The organism is Sulfitobacter sediminivivens (assembly GCF_042611115.2).
GTDB classification, from domain to species: Bacteria; Pseudomonadota; Alphaproteobacteria; order Rhodobacterales; family Rhodobacteraceae; genus Sulfitobacter; species Sulfitobacter sediminivivens.
Window position 1 is genome coordinate 57,488 of sequence record NZ_JBHGAR020000011.1, and the last position, 15,177, is coordinate 72,664.

Below are 15,177 nucleotides of genomic sequence, written 5' to 3' on the forward strand. Positions count from 1 at the left end.
GCGTTAATCTGCTTTGAAAATGGGGGCGGATTCTGTATGATCCGCCTAATGCACATCAAAGGAGTAGTATAATGAAACTGAGACTTGCATGTGTGGCCCTTGCACTGGCCCTGACACCCGCATTGTCTTTTGCGGCCGGTTGCCAGCACGACAAACAAGCGATGTCCTGTACCGAAGGCAGCAGTTATGATGCGGCATCAGGCACCTGCGTTGTGGACGCGACCACTTAACCTAAGCCCAGATAAAACGTCCCAGACCAAACGCAATTGTGAAGCGTTAACAGCAGCCTCCCCTTTACCGGGTATGCAAACATGCTATGTTTTTTGCTAACACGAGCTTGATTATCTGGAGTTATTTCATGCGTATCTTGATCGCCACTGCCCTCACCCTTGCTCTGCCAACAGGCCTTTTGGCCGCAGGTGGAGACGGAGGTGCACCGTCAAAGCCAAAATGCGAAGACGGTCAAGTCTATGATAAGAAATCCAAAAAATGCGTCGCCGCTCAGGAGGGCAATCTTGATGTCGACACGCTTTATGAAACTGTGCGCGAATTAACCCATGCCGGGCGGTATATCGATGCACAGACTGTGTTGGCGGCCATGCCGCAGTCCGATGACCGCACCTTGACATATCTGGGGTTCACCAACCGCAAGATGGGCCGCATGGATGTGGCGATGGGCTATTATTCTAAGGCCCTGGCGGTTAACCCCGCAAATATTCTGGCGCGGTCCTACATGGGTCAGGGGTTGGTTGAGCAGGGGAAGATTGCCGATGCCCTGGTGCAATTGCGGGCCATTCGCGCGCATGGCGGCGGCGGCACATGGGCCGAGGCATCCTTGCGCACCGCAATTGCGACGGGCCAGACCTATACCTACTAAAATTTGCCAAAGCTCCTAAACCTTTTTTCATGATTGCCTGCCATTAAAGACCTCAGGCAAAAGGGGTCAGGCAAACGATGAACGACATGGTACCCATGGGCAATTTCGCGCCGCTTTCCACTTCGATGGGGGGCGGCGTTTCTGCGTTATTGAGCAAGCGTGCCAAGGCCGCAATCGTCGTGCGTTTACTGCTCAACGAAGGGGCCGACATTCCGCTTGAGGATCTGCCGGACGAATTGCAGGCCAATCTGACACATCAGATGGGTAACATGCGCGTGGTTGACCGGGACACATTGGCGGCTGTGGTGGCGGAATTCTCTGACGAGGTGGAACGGATCGGCCTGTCGTTTCCTGATGGCATTGCCGGTGCTCTTGATGCGCTGGACGGCACCATCAGCCGCCAAACCGCGGCGCGCCTGCGCAAAGAAGCGGGCGTGCGACAGGCCGGCGATCCGTGGGACCGCCTGAAGGAACTGGGGCCAGAACGATTGCTGCCGGTTCTGGAGCATGAAAGCATCGAGGTGGCCGCTGTTATGTTGTCCAAATTGCCCGTGGCCCTGGCTGCGGATCTGTTGGGCCGCTTGCCCGGCCCGCAGGCCCGGCGCATAACCTACGCGGTGTCGCTGACGGGCGCGGTCACGCCGGATGCGGTCGACCGGATCGGGCTGTCACTGGCCAGCCAGTTGGATGCGCAACCGGTCCGCGCCTTCGACATTGACCCGGTTGAGCGGGTGGGCGCGATCCTGAACTCATCAACGACCCTGACCCGGGATGACGTTTTGACCGGGCTGGATGAAACCGACATGGGGTTTGCCAATGCGGTGCGCAGGGCGATCTTTACCTTTGCCAATATTCCCAAGCGCATAGCGCCGCGCGACATTCCGCGGGTTCTGCGGGAGGTCGATCCGGCCCAATTGATTACCGCACTTGCGGGGGCGGAAGCGGCCGGAAACGGCGCAACCTTGGAATACATCCTTGAAAACATGTCTGGGCGCATGGCCGATCAATTGCGCGAGGACATAACAGAAGCCGGCAGCGTCAAACCAGCCGATGCCGAAACAGCGATGGCAGACATTGTCACGGTGATCAGGCAGATGGAGCAATCCGGTGATCTGTTGCTGGTGATCGAAGAGGATGAAGAATAGGGTCGGCAGCGCCTTGTTGAGGGCCAAGACAGCGGATATGTCTGCGCTATCTGTTTTCCCCGTCGAGGCTTATGTCGCACCCAACCGTCCCATCCGCCAGTCTGATGCGCAAGACCGGCCATTATCTGAGCAATGCGTTGATAGTGGGCGTGATCCGAATTGCATTGATGCTGCCCTATGCATCGCGGGTCCGTGCGGTCGGCTGGCTGGTCCAGCATATACTTGGCCCGATGGCCGGATACCGCAGACGCGCATTAATCAATCTCGACCTGATCTGGCCAGAGCTGCCCACAGCGGAACGGCGCGCCATTGCATCACGCTGCCTCAACAACGTTGGCCGCACCTTCATTGAGAATTATTCGGCCCATGATTTTCCTGAAAGGATGGCTAAGAACACACCGCAGGGACCGGGCTTTGACGCGCTGGAAAAAGCGGCGGCCAAGGGGCAGCCCGTGATCCTTGTCACTGGTCATTTTGGGAATTACGAGGCAACACGTGCTGCCTTGGTTGCCCGTGGTTTTGATATTGGCGGCCTCTACCGCGATATGAAAAACCCTTATTTCAATGCCCATTACGTCAAAACAATGAAGCGTTTCGGTGGCCCGGTTTTTCCGCAAGGCCGCAAGGGCACTGCCGGGTTTGTGCGCCACCTCAAAGACGGAGGGCAATTGGTGTTGCTCTTCGATCAGCACGTACAATTTGCACCGATCCTGGATTTTATGGGTGAACCGGCACGCACCGCCCCCTCAGCCGCAGAGCTAGCTTTGCGTTACAACGCCCTGCTGATCCCGTTTTACAGCATCAGGAAACCCGATGGGCTGAACTTTGACTGTATTTTGGAAAGCCCTGTGCCGCATTCGGACGCGACCACCATGACCCAAGCCCTCAATGACAGCTTGTCATCGCGGATCAGCGCAAATCCCGATCAATGGTTCTGGGTCCATCGTCGCTGGCGCAGCCACGAACCCTAACCGGGACCGCGTCTCGTTGTGGAACCGCTGCGCTATCTTAGCCGGGCGGCCGCCAGAATAGGGCCTGCGCCTTGTACCTGAATGATGACGACCGCAGGTTTGTCGCCCGGAGCAGCAGCGGCCATCGCCAGCGGTGTTGCCCCATCCCAGGTGCCCAGAACCTGCCAGCCTTCAACGATATTGGCGTATTCAATGGTTTTGCCGGCATTTTCACCACGCTTTATCTCTGTCACCCGGCGCGGCGTGTAGCGCAGCATATGCACTGTCATCGGCCCCTTCACCGCCCCGAGCATTTGCGCCGCAATATTCAGGTTCGTACCATCGCGCGAGATATCCAGCCCGACGCGCGGCGTTTCCTGAGCATGGTGCGAAATCGCTTTGGATAGCGCCATTGCTTTTGCCCCGACGATATCGGTTTGCCCCTGCACTACCATCTCGGGCGTGTAAATTGACCGGCGCTGTGCGGCATTGGCATAGGCGCGTTGGCGATCGGCATGGGCTGGATCGCCAAATTCGTCTGTCCACCCGATGTAGTCCCAATAATCCACGTGCAACGCCAGGGCGATGACATCATCGCGGTCGGCCAATTCATGCAAAAGCGCGTCCGCAGCCGGACATGACGAACATCCCTGAGAGGTATAAAGTTCAACAACCACCGGATAATTTTGCGCGACAAGCGGTGTCCCAATGTTCAGGGCAGTAATGGCGGCAAGGGCAAGTGCGGCGATTTTCATGTGATTCCAATGATTGTTGTTCAACGTCCTTCATGCCTAACGTTCAATCTTTGTAATGACCAATCAACGTTTCTTGAGACCTTGATGATGAACTTTGCTTCAAATTCGGTACACAATGGTATACATTGGCTGTGATATTGACTGAATAGCAGTTGAATAGCGGGGACCATAATGGCATCTACGCAACAAGCAACTGCCACCCATCACCAGTGCAAGGAGCCACTCCATGACGATCCAAGTTGGTCAGGACACCGCCAAAACCCGCAAAACGCTCACCGCAGGCGATCAGAAGATCGCGTATTATTCGATACCTGCCGCAGAGGAAGCCGGACTGGGTGATTTTTCCAGACTGCCCGCCGCGCTCAAGGTTGTGCTTGAAAATATGTTGCGGTTTGAGGATGGAAAGACGGTTACTGTCGACGACATCAAGGCGTTTGCCGAATGGGGAGCCAAGGGTGGCAAGAGCCCACGCGAGATTGCCTACCGCCCTGCCCGCGTTCTGATGCAGGATTTCACAGGTGTTCCAGCGGTCGTTGATCTGGCTGCGATGCGCGACGGGCTGGTTGCATTGGGTGGCGATCCGGAAAAGATCAACCCGCTGAACCCTGTTGATCTTGTCATTGACCACTCTGTCATGATCGACGAATTTGGCAATCCGCGCGCGTTTCAGATGAATGTGGACCGCGAATACGAACGCAATATCGAACGCTATACGTTCCTCAAATGGGGACAAAAAGCGTTCAACAATTTCCGCGTCGTCCCCCCCGGAACCGGTATCTGCCATCAGGTGAACCTTGAATATCTGAGCCAAACAGTATGGTCGGACAAGGACCAGAACGGCGAAATGGTTGCCTATCCTGATACACTGGTTGGTACAGACAGCCATACGACAATGGTCAACGGTGCCGCCGTTCTGGGCTGGGGTGTTGGCGGGATCGAGGCCGAAGCCGCGATGCTGGGTCAGCCGATTTCCATGTTGATCCCCGAAGTTGTCGGGTTTGAGCTGACAGGCGAGATGAAGGAAGGCACCACCGGTACCGACCTTGTACTCAAGGTTGTTGAAATGCTGCGTGAAAAGGGCGTGGTTGGTAAATTCGTCGAATTCTACGGTGCCGGTCTGGACACGCTGCCATTGGCGGACCGTGCAACAATTGCCAACATGGCACCTGAATATGGGGCCACCTGCGGCTTTTTCCCGATCGACAAGGAAACACTGCGGTATCTGACCACCACGGGACGTGAAAAAGACCGCATCGCGTTGGTCGAAGCCTATGCAAAGGCAAATGGTCTGTGGCGCGACGACGATTACGCGCCGATCTATACCGATACGCTGAGCCTCGATATGGGCACCATCGTCCCCGCGATCTCTGGCCCGAAGCGGCCACAGGATTACATCGCGCTCGACACCGCGCATACGGCCTTTGCCGAATACGTCAAAGGTGTCCGGTCCGGCAAAGACGCCTCTGCGGCGCAGGAAATCACTTGGGAAGGTGAAGGCGGACAGCCCGAGCCGCGCGATATTCCCGGCGATGAGGGCAACCACAAGCGCGGCTATGTCGCGACTGAGGACGGCAATTATCAACTGCACGACGGTTCAATCGTGATCGCATCAATCACGTCCTGCACCAATACGTCGAACCCTTATGTGATGATCGGGGCCGGCCTTGTGGCGCGCAAAGCCCGCGCGCTTGGCCTGACCCGCAAACCTTGGGTCAAAACCTCGCTGGCACCGGGATCGCAGGTTGTTTCGCATTACCTTGAGGCTGCTGGTCTGCAAGAGGATCTTGATGCCATCGGGTTCAACCTTGTTGGCTACGGGTGCACAACCTGCATCGGCAACTCTGGCCCGCTGGAACCGGCGATCAGCAAGGCGATCAATGACTATGATTTGATCGGCACCTCGGTCCTGTCCGGGAACCGCAACTTTGAAGGCCGGATCAGCCCGGACGTGCGCGCCAACTACCTCGCGTCACCACCGCTGGTTGTCGCCTATGCGCTGGTCGGGGATATGAACCACGACCTTACGGGTGCGCCTTTGGGTCAGGATCAGGACGGCAACGATGTCTATCTCAAGGACATCTGGCCCACCTCCAAAGAAGTTGCCGATCTGGTGCAACAAACCGTCACCCGCGAGGCGTTCCAGACAAAATACGCCGATGTGTTCAAGGGCGATGACAAATGGCAGGCCGTTGAGACCACGGACAGCCAGACCTATGATTGGCCGCCACAGTCCACCTATGTTCAGAACCCGCCCTATTTCCAGGGGATGGGCAAGGACCCCGGTGTGATCACCAACATTGAAGGTGCTAAGGTGCTTGCGCTCTTGGGTGACATGATCACCACCGACCACATCTCGCCTGCGGGATCGTTCAAGGAAAGCACACCCGCCGGTCAGTATCTGGTTGAACGGCAGGTACCGGTGCGTGAATTCAACTCGTATGGGTCGCGCCGTGGCAACCACGAAGTGATGATGCGCGGCACCTTTGCCAACATCCGGATCAAGAACGAGATGCTGGATGGTGTCGAGGGCGGGTATACACGCGGCCCCGATGGCAAACAGACCTCGATCTTTGAGGCGGCAATGGCCTATCAGGATGCCGGCACACCACTGGTCATCTTTGGCGGTGAACAATACGGTGCCGGGTCATCGCGTGACTGGGCGGCCAAGGGTACGGCCCTGCTGGGGGTCAAGGCCGTGATCGCCGAAAATTTCGAGCGCATCCACCGCTCCAATCTTGTCGGGATGGGCGTGATTCCGTTTGAATTCACCGGCGGCGACACCCGCAAATCGCTCGGCCTGACAGGTGAGGAAACGGTGTCGATCTCTGGTCTGGATACGATCAAGCCGCTGCAGGAAGTGCCATGCAAAATCACCATGGCGGACGGTTCGATTAAAGAGATCGCCATCAAATGCCGCATCGATACCGCGATCGAGATTGAATATATCGAACACGGTGGCGTGCTGCATTATGTGCTGCGCGATCTGGCCAAAGGCGGTGCCATCGCTGCGGAGTAAATCTGCACATTTACAAGAACAAAGGCCCCGAGGGTAATTCGGGGCCTTTTTTATTGCTCCAGGGCTTTGGTCAACGCCGGTAGGAACCGCTGTTCATAGTCGCTGCCTACCAAAGGACCGGCGAAGCGGAACAAAACAATACCATCTGGCCCCACGATAAAAGTCTCTGGGGGGGCGGTGACGCCCCAGTTGATCGCGGTTCGCCCTTGCGGATCAAATCCCACAGCGACAAATGGATTGCCATCATCGCGCAGGTATTTCGTGGCGGCACTTTCGGTGTCTTTGAAATTCACGCCAATGATCGCAATCCCTTCGGCCTGCATTTGCAGCAGTTTGGGGTGTTCGGCGCGGCAAGGTGGGCACCAGCTGGCCCAGAAATTCACCAATGTTACCTCACCTGAGGTGAGGGCATCCGGTGCGGGAGCTGGAAAATTGGAAAGGGGCGCATTGGGCAATGCCGGTGCCAGCTGACCTACCAGGGTTGACGGCAACCCTTCAGGGTCGTCGCGAAACATGCCGACTGCCGCAAGGGCCACGAATGCGGCAAAGATCACGGGCGGGGCGATCATCAGCGGTCGGATTTTAGCCATTTGCCTTTGCCTCCGCCTCTGCGCGCGCAAGGGCCGCCTGAGCGGCTTTTCCCCGGCGCAATGTCACGACAACTAAAAGTCCCAAAAGCGCAAGCGAGGCGGCATAGGCCGACAACACTTCAAATGCATATTTTCCCAGCTCCGGCATCATACCTCCCTGCCCGCCCGCGCCAGCAAGGCAGCTGTCCGGCGCAAACGTATCTCGGTTCCGGTGCGGTAAATCACCAGCGCCACAAACAACAATCCAAAGCCCACCATGCTGACCAGTAGGGGATAGAAAAATACATCTGCAACTGTGCGCCCGCCTGTGGCCACCGGCACCGATGTTCCCTGATGAAGCCCTTGGTTCCAGAACTTGACCGCATAGCGTGACAGCACCGCAAAGACCGATCCGACAAGGCACAGCACCGAAGTGAGGTCCGCCGCAGTGTCGGGATCCTCAACCGCTTCCCATAGGGCGATGTAGCCCAGATAAAACAGAAACAGGATCAGGAATGAAGTCAGTCTCGGATCCCACGCCCACCATGTGCCCCACATAGGCTGGCCCCAGAGTGCGCCTGTGATAAGCGCGATCACCGTCATCACGATGCCGACAGGTGCCGCCGCTTTGGCCGCCAGCGCACTCACGTGGTGGCGCCGGATCAACCAGATCAGCGAGGCAATCAGCATCATGAACCACGCATTGATCGCCATCAGGGCGGCAGGCACATGCAGATAGATGATCTTGACCGTGGCCCCTTGCCGGGCATCTTCGGGCGTGCCGAAAAAGCCCCAGATCAACCCCACCGCAACGCAGATCACCGCCGCTGCCCAGACATAGGGCTGCACCCGCGCGCTCAGCGCCAGAAACTTGACCGGATTTGCATATTGCCAAAGGGACATGGCGCTTATCTACCCCTCTGGCGCGCCGCGCTCAATGGACAAATGGCCGCGCTCATCGCAGGCCCATCCGCAACACCGCGGCAGAGGCAAAAGGCATCATCGCAATGGTGGCAAAGGTGATCCCCGCGAGCATCAATATTGGGGTGGTCGCGTCCAGCCCAGCGGCCCCTTGGCGCGCGGCCTCAGCGCCAAAAATCAACGTCGGCACATAGAGCGGCAGCACCAGCAACGACATCAGCAATCCCCCGCGTTTGATACCAACGGTGAGGGCGGCCCCAAAGGTGCCGATCACCGACAGCGCAGGTGTGCCAAGCGCCAAGGACAGCACCAGCCAGCCATAACCAGTTGTTGGAAGGTTCAGCAATATGCCCAGCACAGGTGCTGCCAGAACCAAGGGCAACCCGGTGGTCAGCCAATGGGCCAAGGCCTTGATGCTGACCGCCGCCTCCAGCGGCAACGGTGCTGTGACCAGCAGATCAAGGGTGCCATCCTCGTAATCCAGAGCCAGCAACCGGTCGAGCGACAAAAGGCACGCCAAGAGCGCGCCAAGCCACAGCACGCCCGGCGCGATGGTGCCCAGCAACGTCGCCTGCGGACCCACGCTGAAAGGCACCAGCACCGTGACAATAAGGAAGAACGCCAGCCCAAGGCCAAAGCCGCCGCCCGCGCGGAACGCCAGCCGCAGGTCGCGTATCAGCAAGGCAATCACAAAAATGCCTCGTCGCTTGCGCCGGCGCGGGTTCTGTGCGTGGCCCGGTAGCCGGTTACATCCAGCACGTCGGCCTCTAGTTCCAGATCAACATGTGTTGCAATAAGGGCCGATCCCCCCTGTCCCAAATGCGCGCGCACCGCGTCTGCAAACATGCGCGTGGCCTCGGCGTCGAGGGACACTGTTGGCTCGTCCAGCACCCAGATGGGACGCCCTGTCACCAACAATCGCGCCAGACCCAGCCGCCGCTTTTGCCCTGCGGACAATGTCCCGGCCAATCGGTCTGCCAGCGGCCGCAGCGCATAAGCGTCCAGGGCGGCATCAATGCGGCCCTGCCCAAAGACCGCCGCCCAAAAGCTGAGGTTCTCGGTCACACTCAGCATCGCCTTGAGCCCATCGGCATGACCGGCATAGGCAATCTGATCCTGCGCGCCGGTGATCTGCCCGGTCAGACTGGGTTGCAGCCCGGCAATCGTGCGCAGCAATGTCGTCTTTCCCGCCCCGTTTGGCCCACGCACAATCAGCGCTGTGCCTGGGGCCAGCTCAAAACCCAGCCCCGTCAAAACAGGAATACCCCCCCGCGCGAGGGTCAGGTTATCAACGCGCAATGTCATGGGTCAGCAGTATCGCATCGCAGCGCAGGCCAAAAGCGTTCATTGCGGCGTCAACGCGCGTGCTCAAACCGGCAGGACAGCCAGCGCAATCCGGCGGCCTTCGCTGAGCAGGACATTATAGGTGCGACAGGCGGCGGGCGATGACATGGTCTCAGCGGCGATGCCGGCCTCGGTCAGCCTCTGGTGCAAGGCATCCGGCAGATGCGCGATATCTGCGCCGGTGCCAACAAATAGCACATCAATTTGCCCCGCCAACCCCAGCAGCATCTCGGCATCCTCAAAGCCACCCCATGTTTGCGTGCCCATCGGCCCCGCCACCACGGGCCCCTTGATCACCTGCCCGCCAATACGGAAAAACCCCGGACCATAGCCATCAACTGGCTTGGCATCTGTGAATACGATCTCATGCAGGCGCATCGGTTATCCTTTCCACAATGGCAGGCCAATGATAGCCGAACAGGCGATCACGACATAGGCCACATTGCGAAAAACCCGTTCGGCTTGCGGGTCAAAAAGCCGCGCCCCGATCACATTGGCAATCAGATTGGGGATACCGACCATCAATCCGAGCAATGCAATCTTCCAAACCATCAATCCCGACAGCCAGAGCACGGGAAACAGCACCAGATCAATCGCCAGCAAATAAAGCAGAAAATTCGCGCGGATCACCCAGATCGGCAGTTGGCTGGCCATATAGAGCATGATAACTGGGGGGCCGGGAATGCCCGCGAACCCGGTCATAAAACCACCCAATGCCCCCGTCGCAATGGTCAGACCACGCGACAGCGTGCCTTTGTACCGCCAGCCCGAGACGGTCAGGATCAGCAGGATAATCACTGCGATTGAGATGATCCAACCAAAGATCAGCGGGTTGATCAGGCTTAGGCACAATAGGCCGATTGGCAGGGCAATCACCGCGCCGATCATCAGCACGCCCACGTCACGCGGCCGCCCTTCGCGCCATGCAGCCGGCAGATTTGGCAAGGGGCCAAGCATTTCAGCAGCAACCAGGAAAATCACCGCCTCGACAGGCGACAGGATGGAGGATGCAACCGGCATGATGATCATCGCGCTGCCAAAGCCCGCGAAGCCGCGCACCAGTCCTGCGATAAATACTGCCAGAACCAACCAGATCAGCCCGTCCGTGGACAGGGCCGATTGAATGGCATCAAGCATCTATATTAGCGTATTGGTTGCCTGCGTTGGGGTCCTGCTTGGTCCAGTCGCGTTTGACGCCGAAATACAGCAGGATCGCCGAGGCCACAAAGATCGACGAATAGGTCCCGACGATCACACCCCAGATCATCGCAAAAACAAACCCACGGATCACATCACCGCCCAGCACAAAGAGCGCGATCAGCGCCAGCAAGGTGGTGAACGAGGTCATGAATGTCCGGCTCATCGTCTCGTTGATGCTGAGGTTCAGCACCTCGTTGAGGGGGCGTTTTTTATATTTGCGCAGGTTTTCGCGGACCCGGTCAAAGACCACCACCGTGTCGTTCAACGAATACCCGACAATGGTCAGCAAGGCCGCAATGATGGCCAGATCGAACCGGATCTGCAGTTCGGAAAAGATACCGATGGTCAGCAAAACGTCGTGCACCAGCGCCAGAACCGCGCCTGCAGCAAACTGCCATTCAAAGCGCAGCCAGATGTAGATCAGGACCGCACCAATTGCCAAAACCACCGCGATAACAGCAGTTTGGATCAATTCACCAGAGACCTTGGGGCCAACGGATTCCACCGAGATAAACTTGATATCGGGGCGGACCTGTTTCAACGCCGCCTCAACCGCCTCAATGACTTCGACTGTCACTGCCTCTTGTTCATCCTGAGCCTGTATGCGGATCATCGCGACATTCTGGTCGTCACGAAATGACGGATCGAACACTTCGGTGATGGTGATATCGCCCAGATCGAGCGCGTCCATCGCACCGCGATAGACGCCAATATCAACGGGGAGCGGGCTTTCTGACCGAATGGTCGTGCCTCCGCGAAAGTCGATGCCAAAATTCAGGCCTTGTAGCATGAACGACCCAAAGGCCACGATCATCATAACCCCGGAAATACCCAGCCACAGCCTCCAGCGTTTGAAGAAATCAAAGCTCGTGTCGTCCTTAAACAATCGCAAACGCATGTCAGACCTCAATCGTTTTTGGACGCCGCCATTCGAACCAGATGACCACCATCAAGCGGGTGACAAAGATGGCTGTAAAGACGGATGTGATGATGCCCAGTCCCAGTGTGATGGCAAAGCCGCGCACCGGACCAGAGCCCATGGCAAAAAGAATAACTGCCGTAATGAGCGTGGTGATGTTGGCGTCGATAATGGCTGACAACGCTTTTTCATAGCCAAGGGCGATGGCCCGTGCCGGCCCTTTGGCGGTTTTCAGTTCCTCGCGGATACGTTCGAAAATCAGCACGTTGGCATCCACGGCCATCCCGACGGTTAAAACGATACCCGCAATGCCCGGCAGGGTCAGCGTGGCCCCAATCATGCTTAGAATGCCGAACAGGATACCGACGTTAACGATCAGCGCGATGTTCGCGAAGATGCCAAACAAACCATAGCTGACCCACATGAAGAACAGCACAGCGGCAAAGGCTACCATCGTGGCGACCTTGCCCGCATCAATGCTGTCTTGCCCCAACTCTGGACCAATGGTGCGTTCTTCGAGAAACTCAAGACCGGCCGGCAATGCACCGGCGCGCAGCAGCACGGCGAGGTTGGTCGATTCCTCAACAGAAAAACGTCCGGTGATAATGCCCGAACCACCCGGAATATGGCTCTGGATGGTCGGCGCGCTGATCACTTCGTCGTCCAGCACAATCGCAAAAGGTGCGCCAATGTTGTCGGCGGTATAATCGCCAAACTTGCGCGCACCGGATGTGTTGAACCGGAAATTCACCGCAGGTGATCCATTCTGATCAAAGGACGGCTGCGCGTCGACCAGTTCTTCGCCGGTGACCACGGGGGCGGATTCGATGATGTAATACACACCCTCTTCGTCCGCTGCAGGCAACAGCGCGTTGCCGATGCCGGGATTGGCATTTGCATCAGACCCCCGGCTTACCACCGGACTGAAGGTCAGCTGTGCCGTTGTCCCGATGATCGCTTTCAGCTCGGCGGCTGAACCGACACCGGGCACCTGTATCAGAATACGGTCTGACCCTTGGCGCTGAATGGTCGGTTCACGGGTGCCGACCTCATCAATGCGGCGGCGGATGATTTCCAACGATTGCTGCATCGTGCGCTCATCGGTGGCCTGTTTTTCGGCGTCCGAAAGGGTCACGGTTATGACACCCTGATCGCCGCTCACGTCGATATCGTTTGACCCTGTGCCGGTCAGCGTGGTCACCGGCCGCGCCAGACCGCGCACAATTTCCAACGCTTCCTGCATCTTTGTCGGATCGTTCAAACGCACCCGCAACTCGCCCTCGGGCGATTGCTGGCGGCGCACGGGCGTCAAACCGCGCAGGGCATCCCGCACTTCGGGCCAGGATGCCTCCATCCGGCTGGCATATACATCAGCGACTTTCACTTCGGCCAGCAGATGCGCACCACCGCGCAAATCCAGGCCAAGATTGACGAGGCCCGATGGCATCCATTCCGGCCAGAGTGCCTTTTGCGCTTCCAACTCTGGCGTGGAGCCCGCAATCTCAATCGCCTTGATCGCATCATTGTGCTGCTCAACCGGCGAATAAAACGCATTGGGCAGGGCCATCCACAAGCCCAGCGCACAGGTCAACGCGATCAAAATCCGCTTCCACAGATCAATCTGAAGCATGGTTCCGCCTTTTTAACTGGGCCAGAGGGGCGGGTTTATTTTGCGGGTTCGGTCTTGGAAACCACAGTGGCGATTGTCGACTGGACAATGCGCACCTTCACACCATCGGCAATCTCAACTTCGATTTCGCCGTCGTCTTTGACCTTGACCACTTTGCCGATCATCCCGCCTTGGGTCACAACCTGATCACCCCGGCGCAATGCGGCCACCATTGCCTGATGTTGCTTCACTTTCTTCTGCTGCGGACGGATGAGCAGAAAATACATGATCCCGAAAATCAGGATAAGTGGCACGAATTGCTGGATGCCTTGCATGGAGGTTGTCCTTTTTGATGTGGCTGTCACAGCGCCCGTAAAAAGGCCCGCGAATTTTGGCAGAACCTAAGCGGGGTGCCGCAGCTTTGCAAGGCGAGATAGGGGATTAACAGGGTGGGTATTAAGGTTTCTGCGCACACTCATTCTTGATAGGTGAAGCAGACCTACCCCAACCCAATGGATTGGGGCATAACGCACCCAGACCGACTCGAATTTCAAGGACCACCCCCATGCACGATATCCGCGCCATCCGTGACAACCCTGCCGCCTTTGATGCTGCCCTTGCCCGCCGGGGCGATGCAGCGGTGTCCGCACCCGTGTTGGCACTGGACGAGGCGCGGCGCGGCAAGATCAGCGCAGCTGAGGCGGCACAGGCCGAGCAGAACAAGGCCAGCAAGCTGGTGGGGGCCGCCAAGGCCAAAGGCGATGAGGCCGAATTTGAACGGCTGCGGGCGCTGGTCAGTGACAAAAAGGCCGAAGTTGCCGCGATGCAAGCCGAGGCCAAAGAGCTGGATGCGCAGCTTGCGGATATGTTGGCGCGGATCCCGAATATTCCAGCTGACGATGTGCCAGATGGTGCCGACGAGAACGACAATGTCGAGGTGCGTAGCTGGGGTGACAAACCCACCTTCAATTTCACTGCCAAAGAGCATTACGAGATTATGGGTGTGATCCCCGGCATGGATTTTGAAACCGCTGCCAAGATTTCAGGCGCTCGGTTTGTGATGCTGAAAGGGGCCGTGGCGCGCATCCACCGGGCCCTCGCCCAATTCATGGTCGACACCCATGTCGATCACAACGGACTGACCGAGATGAACACGCCGGTGCTGGTCCGCGATGAGGCAATGTATGGCACGGATAAGCTGCCCAAGTTCGGCGATGACAGCTATCAGACCACCAATGGCTGGTGGCTGGTGCCAACCTCCGAAGTGCCGCTGACCTATACGGTTGCGGGCGAAACGCTTGACGAAGGTAACCTGCCCAAACGCTATACCGCACACACGCTTTGTTTCAGATCCGAGGCAGGCAGCGCTGGCCGTGACACCGCTGGCATGTTGCGGCAGCACCAGTTTGAGAAGGTTGAAATGGTCAGCATCGTCCACCCCGACCACTCAGACGACGAACAACAACGCATGCTGCGCTGTGCCGAGGATATTCTGGAACGGCTGGGCATCCCTTACCGCACCGTTATCTTGTGTACCGGTGACATGGGGTTCGGGGCGCGGCGCACCTTTGATATCGAAGCCTGGGTACCGGGTCAGAACACCTATCGGGAGATTTCTTCCGTCTCAACCACAGGCGATTTTCAGGCCCGCCGCATGAATGCACGGTTCAAGCCCGAGGCCGGTGGCAAGCCGCAGTTTGTGCATACACTCAACGGATCCGGTCTGGCCGTGGGGCGCTGTCTGATTGCGGTGCTTGAGAATGGTCAGCAAGCGGATGGTTCGGTGAAACTGCCGCAAGTTCTTGCGCCTTATCTGGGTGGCAAGACGATCCTGGGCGCGGATGGCAAGTTGGCCTGACCCTACATCTCCGT

17 protein-coding genes are annotated in these 15,177 nt (G+C 57.8%); 6 read left to right on the forward strand and 11 right to left on the reverse strand.

The features are described 5' to 3' along the window. Window positions 1–71 precede the first annotated feature (71 nt). From ACEWL3_RS12545 to ACEWL3_RS12560, 4 genes are all read left to right on the forward strand, one after another. Window positions 72–230 carry a hypothetical protein gene (locus tag ACEWL3_RS12545; RefSeq protein WP_386182624.1) on the forward strand — a complete coding sequence of 53 codons (159 nt, stop codon included), beginning with the start codon at window positions 72–74 and terminating at the stop codon, window positions 228–230. Window positions 231–358: 128 nt separating this feature from the next. Then, complete coding sequence (locus ACEWL3_RS12550) at window positions 359–877, forward strand: hypothetical protein (RefSeq protein WP_386182626.1); 519 nt, start codon at window positions 359–361, stop codon at window positions 875–877. Between the two features lie 77 nt (window positions 878–954). Then, window positions 955–2,022, forward strand: a complete 1,068-nt coding sequence (locus ACEWL3_RS12555) for a flagellar motor switch protein FliG (protein WP_386182628.1) — start codon at window positions 955–957, stop codon at window positions 2,020–2,022. A 71-nt stretch (window positions 2,023–2,093) separates the two neighbouring features. Next, the gene (locus ACEWL3_RS12560; RefSeq protein ID WP_386182630.1) at window positions 2,094–2,993 is read left to right on the forward strand and encodes a lysophospholipid acyltransferase family protein; all 900 of its coding nucleotides are present in this window, start codon (window positions 2,094–2,096) and stop codon (window positions 2,991–2,993) included. 32 nt (window positions 2,994–3,025) lie between these two features. Here the strand turns inward: ACEWL3_RS12560 and ACEWL3_RS12565 are convergent, their stop codons facing one another. Next, complete coding sequence (locus ACEWL3_RS12565; protein WP_386182632.1) at window positions 3,026–3,727, reverse strand: DUF1223 domain-containing protein; 702 nt, start codon at window positions 3,725–3,727, stop codon at window positions 3,026–3,028. 226 nt (window positions 3,728–3,953) lie between these two features. On the opposite strand from ACEWL3_RS12565, the gene acnA reads away from it, so the two are divergent. After that, window positions 3,954–6,743, forward strand: a complete 2,790-nt coding sequence (gene acnA / locus ACEWL3_RS12570) for an aconitate hydratase AcnA (protein WP_386182634.1) — start codon at window positions 3,954–3,956, stop codon at window positions 6,741–6,743. Window positions 6,744–6,793: 50 nt separating this feature from the next. On the opposite strand, the gene ACEWL3_RS12575 is transcribed toward acnA, so the two are convergent. The 10 genes from ACEWL3_RS12575 to yajC form a co-directional block, all read right to left on the reverse strand. Beyond that, window positions 6,794–7,333, reverse strand: a complete 540-nt coding sequence (locus ACEWL3_RS12575) for a DsbE family thiol:disulfide interchange protein (RefSeq protein WP_386182636.1) — start codon at window positions 7,331–7,333, stop codon at window positions 6,794–6,796. Next, a complete protein-coding gene (gene ccmD / locus ACEWL3_RS12580; protein ID WP_386182638.1) occupies window positions 7,326–7,484 on the reverse strand; it encodes a heme exporter protein CcmD in 159 nt (52 codons plus the stop codon). Before ccmD ends, ACEWL3_RS12575 begins: the two co-directional genes overlap by 8 nt. After that, window positions 7,481–8,215 carry a heme ABC transporter permease gene (locus tag ACEWL3_RS12585; protein WP_386182640.1) on the reverse strand — a complete coding sequence of 245 codons (735 nt, stop codon included), beginning with the start codon at window positions 8,213–8,215 and terminating at the stop codon, window positions 7,481–7,483. Before ACEWL3_RS12585 ends, ccmD begins: the two co-directional genes overlap by 4 nt. Before the next feature lie 52 nt (window positions 8,216–8,267). Continuing rightward, window positions 8,268–8,924 (reverse strand): heme exporter protein CcmB, encoded by a 657-nt coding sequence (gene ccmB, locus ACEWL3_RS12590; RefSeq protein ID WP_386182642.1) that lies wholly within the window; start codon window positions 8,922–8,924, stop codon window positions 8,268–8,270. Next, window positions 8,921–9,538 (reverse strand): heme ABC exporter ATP-binding protein CcmA, encoded by a 618-nt coding sequence (gene ccmA, locus ACEWL3_RS12595; RefSeq protein ID WP_386182644.1) that lies wholly within the window; start codon window positions 9,536–9,538, stop codon window positions 8,921–8,923. The genes ccmB and ccmA overlap by 4 nt, the downstream gene beginning before the upstream one ends. 63 nt (window positions 9,539–9,601) lie before the next feature. Further along, window positions 9,602–9,955, reverse strand: coding sequence for an Mth938-like domain-containing protein (locus ACEWL3_RS12600; protein ID WP_386182646.1), 354 nt, complete (start codon window positions 9,953–9,955; stop codon window positions 9,602–9,604). 3 nt (window positions 9,956–9,958) lie between these two features. After that, window positions 9,959–10,714 (reverse strand): sulfite exporter TauE/SafE family protein, encoded by a 756-nt coding sequence (locus ACEWL3_RS12605; protein ID WP_386182648.1) that lies wholly within the window; start codon window positions 10,712–10,714, stop codon window positions 9,959–9,961. Further along, window positions 10,707–11,675 (reverse strand): protein translocase subunit SecF, encoded by a 969-nt coding sequence (gene secF / locus ACEWL3_RS12610; protein ID WP_386182650.1) that lies wholly within the window; start codon window positions 11,673–11,675, stop codon window positions 10,707–10,709. The genes ACEWL3_RS12605 and secF overlap by 8 nt, the downstream gene beginning before the upstream one ends. Window position 11,676: 1 nt before the next feature. Next, on the reverse strand, window positions 11,677–13,326 hold the full coding sequence (gene secD / locus ACEWL3_RS12615) for a protein translocase subunit SecD (protein ID WP_386182652.1): 1,650 nt from the start codon (window positions 13,324–13,326) through the stop codon (window positions 11,677–11,679). A gap of 35 nt (window positions 13,327–13,361) precedes the next feature. Further along, a complete protein-coding gene (gene yajC / locus ACEWL3_RS12620; RefSeq protein ID WP_114878132.1) occupies window positions 13,362–13,640 on the reverse strand; it encodes a preprotein translocase subunit YajC in 279 nt (92 codons plus the stop codon). 230 nt (window positions 13,641–13,870) lie between these two features. Here yajC and serS point away from each other — a divergent pair, with 230 nt between their 5' ends. Next, window positions 13,871–15,163: a serine--tRNA ligase gene (gene serS / locus ACEWL3_RS12625; protein ID WP_386182654.1), complete on the forward strand. Its 1,293-nt coding sequence runs from the start codon at window positions 13,871–13,873 to the stop codon at window positions 15,161–15,163. The last annotated feature ends 14 nt before the right edge of the window (window positions 15,164–15,177 follow it).